The organism is Vibrio sp. 1069, assembly GCF_033340555.1.
In genome coordinates this window covers 1-536 of record NZ_JAWOWP010000874.1, presented here as the reverse complement: position 1 = coordinate 536, position 536 = coordinate 1, and the positions used below count along the sequence as shown (strand labels likewise).

Sequence of the window (536 nt, the reverse complement as noted above, 5' to 3'; positions counted from 1 at the left end):
GATGAGGTGGCTCGTATCTTTGTTCTCCCTGTTATCAAGGAGCAACTGTGTGCTCAGGAAGGGGGAGAAGATCGTTCTTGGCTACGTAAAGTTCGTCCTTGGTGGCGACATCATTATCATTTTCATGTGCGCTTATCATGCCCTGACTCAAGCTCTAATTGTGTCGATCAAGCACCTCCTCCTTCTGGTGATGGGTGCGGTTCGGAGTTAGCGAGTTGGAAGCCAAAAGCAGTTGTCCCTGCGAAGCCCCAGCCAGAAAAAGTAGCGGCTAAACCTAAAAAGAAAAAAGCGATTCCACCACAATGTCAGCCACTTATCGTCAGTAAATAACGTCTTATCTTTGTTCTTGTTTCGGCTCAGGTATCTCTTTTATGAAACTGGAGAAACATCATACTTTTGTCTACAGTGAATAATACCAATACAAAAACTAACCCAACTCGTTTGGGTGACATATTATAGAAATCTTAAATAAACAACGGGTTGTATGTATTGTTGAGTGGTAACGACTCTGTTTTGAAAGATCTTTCGTCACGATA

Annotated in this window: 1 protein-coding gene; it reads left to right on the top strand. The window is 42.7% G+C overall.

What is annotated here, in order from left to right:
• Positions 1-330 (top strand): penicillin-insensitive murein endopeptidase (locus R7040_RS29560; protein ID WP_318098062.1); only part of this gene is annotated, 330 nt, incomplete at its 5' end.
• Positions 331-536 lie beyond the last annotated feature (206 nt).